The sequence below is a fragment of the candidate division WOR-3 bacterium genome, assembly GCA_039801725.1.
In the GTDB taxonomy this organism is placed as follows: Bacteria; Hydrothermota; Tepidihabitantia; order Tepidihabitantales; family DTDR01; genus DTDR01.
This window is the reverse complement of record JBDRVE010000014.1, coordinates 1-3,385: the sequence shown is the minus strand read 5'-3', so window position 1 is coordinate 3,385 and position 3,385 is coordinate 1. Positions and strand designations below refer to the sequence as shown.

4 protein-coding genes are annotated in these 3,385 nt (G+C 31.2%); 3 read left to right on the top strand and 1 reads right to left on the bottom strand.

The window, feature by feature from the left end; translation table 11 throughout:
• A partial coding sequence (locus tag ABIK75_04165) for a hypothetical protein (protein MEO0090281.1) occupies positions 1 to 572 on the bottom strand: 572 nt, incomplete at its 3' end.
• A 67-nt stretch (positions 573 to 639) separates the two neighbouring features.
• Between ABIK75_04165 and lpdA the strand changes: the two genes are divergently transcribed.
• The 3 genes from lpdA to ABIK75_04150 all read left to right on the top strand — a co-directional run.
• The gene (gene lpdA / locus ABIK75_04160; protein ID MEO0090280.1) at positions 640 to 2,016 is read left to right on the top strand and encodes a dihydrolipoyl dehydrogenase; all 1,377 of its coding nucleotides are present in this window, start codon (positions 640 to 642) and stop codon (positions 2,014 to 2,016) included.
• Positions 2,009 to 2,887: a tyrosine recombinase XerC gene (gene xerC, locus ABIK75_04155; GenBank protein ID MEO0090279.1), complete on the top strand. Its 879-nt coding sequence runs from the start codon at positions 2,009 to 2,011 to the stop codon at positions 2,885 to 2,887. The genes lpdA and xerC overlap by 8 nt, the downstream gene beginning before the upstream one ends.
• Positions 2,888 to 2,968: 81 nt before the next feature.
• On the top strand, positions 2,969 to 3,385 hold a 417-nt coding region (locus ABIK75_04150; protein MEO0090278.1), incomplete at its 3' end, for a hypothetical protein.

Genomic DNA, 3,385 nt, shown 5'->3' with positions numbered 1-3,385 from the left:
TTTAATCTAAAACCTGATGAATTTACCAGTTGGTATTTTAAGATAAATATATCCTGGGCAATCGAATCAGAAAAACCATAAACAGTTAAATAAACATCCATTCCTAATGGTCTTCCTGGTGGCTGATGCTGTTGCGGATTGGAATCGGAAAAACACATCCATAAATCCATTTGGGAACGAGGTTCTTGGGGTGCTATAGGAAAACGATTTCTTGGCGGTGGCCAGTCACCAGGATACTTATAAATCCTATCAGAATCACTTAAAGGCTGTCGCCAATAACGACAAAGAGTCGGATACATCTCAGTACCTCCGGAATTGATACAATAACTGAAAGTAACTAATGTTTCATTATTAACAATAGTTCCTATCCAAATTCCTGCTCCATAAATATAAAAATTTCTTAATGGCTGGGGCCAAGTAGCACCGGCTTCTGGAATACCACCACTTACATCAACACCCCAACAACCGTCGTTAGTAAAAGGACACCGCCAATGATTTAAATCAAACCATTCAATATCATAAATACCAAAAGAAATTATTGGCAATATTAATATTATTAAAATCTTTTTCATAATTTCCTCCTTTTAAACACTGAAAATTATATACTTGATTTTACAAAAAGTCAAGTTATAATATTCTATGGGTGATTTAATAATTATTGGTGCTGGTCCTGGTGGTTATGTAGCAGCAATTCGGGCTTCCCAACTTAATAAAAAAGTAATTTTGATTGAAGAAAAAGAAGTCGGCGGTGTCTGCTTAAATTCTGGCTGTATTCCAACAAAAACTTTGTTACATTTGGCTAAAATAATAGAAGAAAGTAAAAACCTAAAAAATTACGGTATTGAATTTTCTTTAAACAAAATTGATATTAAAAAGGTAAGAGAATTCAAAGATAGGGTAATTTTAAGATTAAGAAAAGGAATTGAATTTCTTTTAAATAAATATAATGTGGAATTAATAAAAGATAAGGCAGTTTTTGAAAATGAAAGAGAAGTGAGATTATTAAAAAGTAATAAAAAGATAAAAGGAGAAAAATTTATTATTGCTACTGGTTCAAAGCCATCTTTTCTTAAAAATATCAAAGAAAATAATGAAATTGTTTGGACATCCGAAGAGGCATTAAATTTTGAGAAGATACCGGAGAAATTATTAATAATTGGTGCCGGAGTGATTGGCTTAGAATTAGGAACAATCTATTCTTCTTTTGGCTCAAAAGTTATCTTTGTGGAAATTGCTAATCAAATTTTACCGGGTATTGATTTAGAAATTGCTAATTATTTAAAAAATCTTTTAGAGAAAAAAGGATTTGTTTTTTATCTAAATTCAATTTTAAAAGAGATAGATATAAATAAAAGAAAAGCAAAAGTTGAAATAAAAGATAAAGGCGAAGCGGAAATTGATTTTGAAAATATTTTATTAGCGGTTGGAAGAAAACCAAGGAGTGACGAATTAAATTTAAATAATCTTACCTTAGATAATTTTGGTTATATAAAAACAGATAAAAAAATGATGACAGACATTTTAGGAATTTATGCGATTGGTGATATAAGAAGACCGCCTTTACTTGCCCATAAGGCAATGTATGAAGGAAAAAAAGTTGTTGAAATAATTTTTAAAGATATTGAAGAGGAGGAGGTTTTTATTCCTAATTGTATTTATACCGAACCGGAGATTGCGACAATTGGTATGAGTGAAGAAGAAGCAAGAAATAAAAGTTTAGAAATCATTGTCTGTAAGGTTCCTTTGTCAGTTATTGGTCGCTCTTTAACAATGGGAAAGAGCGAAGGTTTTGGGAAAATAATTTATGATAAAAACAAAAGAGAAATTTTAGGTCTTCATTTAATTATGCCTCATGCTTCAGAAATTATTGGTGAGGGAAGTATTTTCTTAAATTTGAAATTAAATTTAGAAAAAATAAAAGATGTTATCCACCCCCATCCGACATTATCAGAAATTATTGAAGAGATTTTCTTATCAGTAATAAAAGAATCAATCCATAATCTGCCCTATGGATAATTTAATTGAGAAATTTTTAGAATACTTAAAAAAAGAGAGGGATTATTCCGAAGAGACGGTTCGGGCATATAAAAATGATTTATTACAATTTAAAGAATATCTGATTGACCGAGAAAATACTAATGACCTTTTAAAAGTCAATTATCAAATGGTTAGAAATTTTGTTGGTTACCTTATAAAATATGGTTATGATAAAAAAAGCACCGCTCGGAAATTATCAGCAGTTAAATCTTTTTATAAGTTTTTAAAAAGTATAAAGTTAATAGAAAAAAATCCTGCCTTAGGACTTAAATCTCCGCGGTTAGAGAAAAAATTGCCAACCTTTTTAACGGAAGCCCAAGTAAAAGAAGTTTTAGACTTACAACCACCCACTGAAATAAGTTATCGCGATAAAGCAATCTTAGAATTATTATATGCTTCCGGATTGAGAGTATCAGAATTGGTTAATCTAAAAATAAGTGATGTGGATTTTGAAAACCGTGTATTAAGAGTAAAAGGTAAAGGTGGAAAAGAAAGGGTAGTTCCTTTTGGCAGTTATGCCTTAAAGGCAATAAAAAATTATTTACAAGAAAGAAAAGATAATTCGCCCTATCTTTTTGTATCAAAATTTAATAAAAAATTGAGTAACCGGCAAATCCAGAAGATTGTAAAAAAATATTTAAGCAAAATTCCTAATCCACCGGCTACCAATCCCCATACTTTCCGACACAGTTTTGCAACTCATCTCCTTGACCGAGGTGCCGATTTAAGGGCTGTTCAAGAACTTTTAGGTCACAGTAGTTTAGAGACAACACAAATTTATACCCATTTAACTATTGGCAAATTAAAAGAAATCTATAAAAAAACCCATCCCCGAGCAAAATTAAATTGACTTAAAACATATAACACATTTACTTTTTCTTATTGACTTTTTTTTTCATGATTATAATATATGTTTTAAAAGGAGGATATTATGAAAAGGAATTTAATTATTTTAATTACTTTATTGTGTGGAATTCTTTTTGCCGATTACGAGTGGATTACTCATGACGAATGGGGAACTTATAACAATCAGGCAAGGCACATTGTTCGGTTTAGAAATTATGTTCATGCGGTGTATTGCGACCGAATGGCATGTCAGATTATATATCTCTATTCAAGCGATTATGGAAACAGTTGGGCTACAGCAGAAACAGTTTTTCAAGGTAGTATGGGATGGGTGCCTATGTGGACAGCGATTGGCGTTGATGGTCAAAATCGTCCTTGGATTTGTCTTGCTTGGATAGAAAATGTTTGGGAGCCTATTCCAACCCATTATGCTAAATTAGACCTCTATATTAGAGAAGGAATTAACAATTGGCGATTGATTGCGATAACCGGTTTAGAACTT

Bases quoted from the DNA above. Each gene is read 5' to 3' on its own strand.
- lpdA (MEO0090280.1), top strand. From the start codon at position 640: ATGGGTGATTTAATAATTATTGGTGCTGGTCCTGGTGGTTATGTAGCA.
- xerC (MEO0090279.1), top strand. From the start codon at position 2,009: ATGGATAATTTAATTGAGAAATTTTTAGAATACTTAAAAAAAGAGAGG.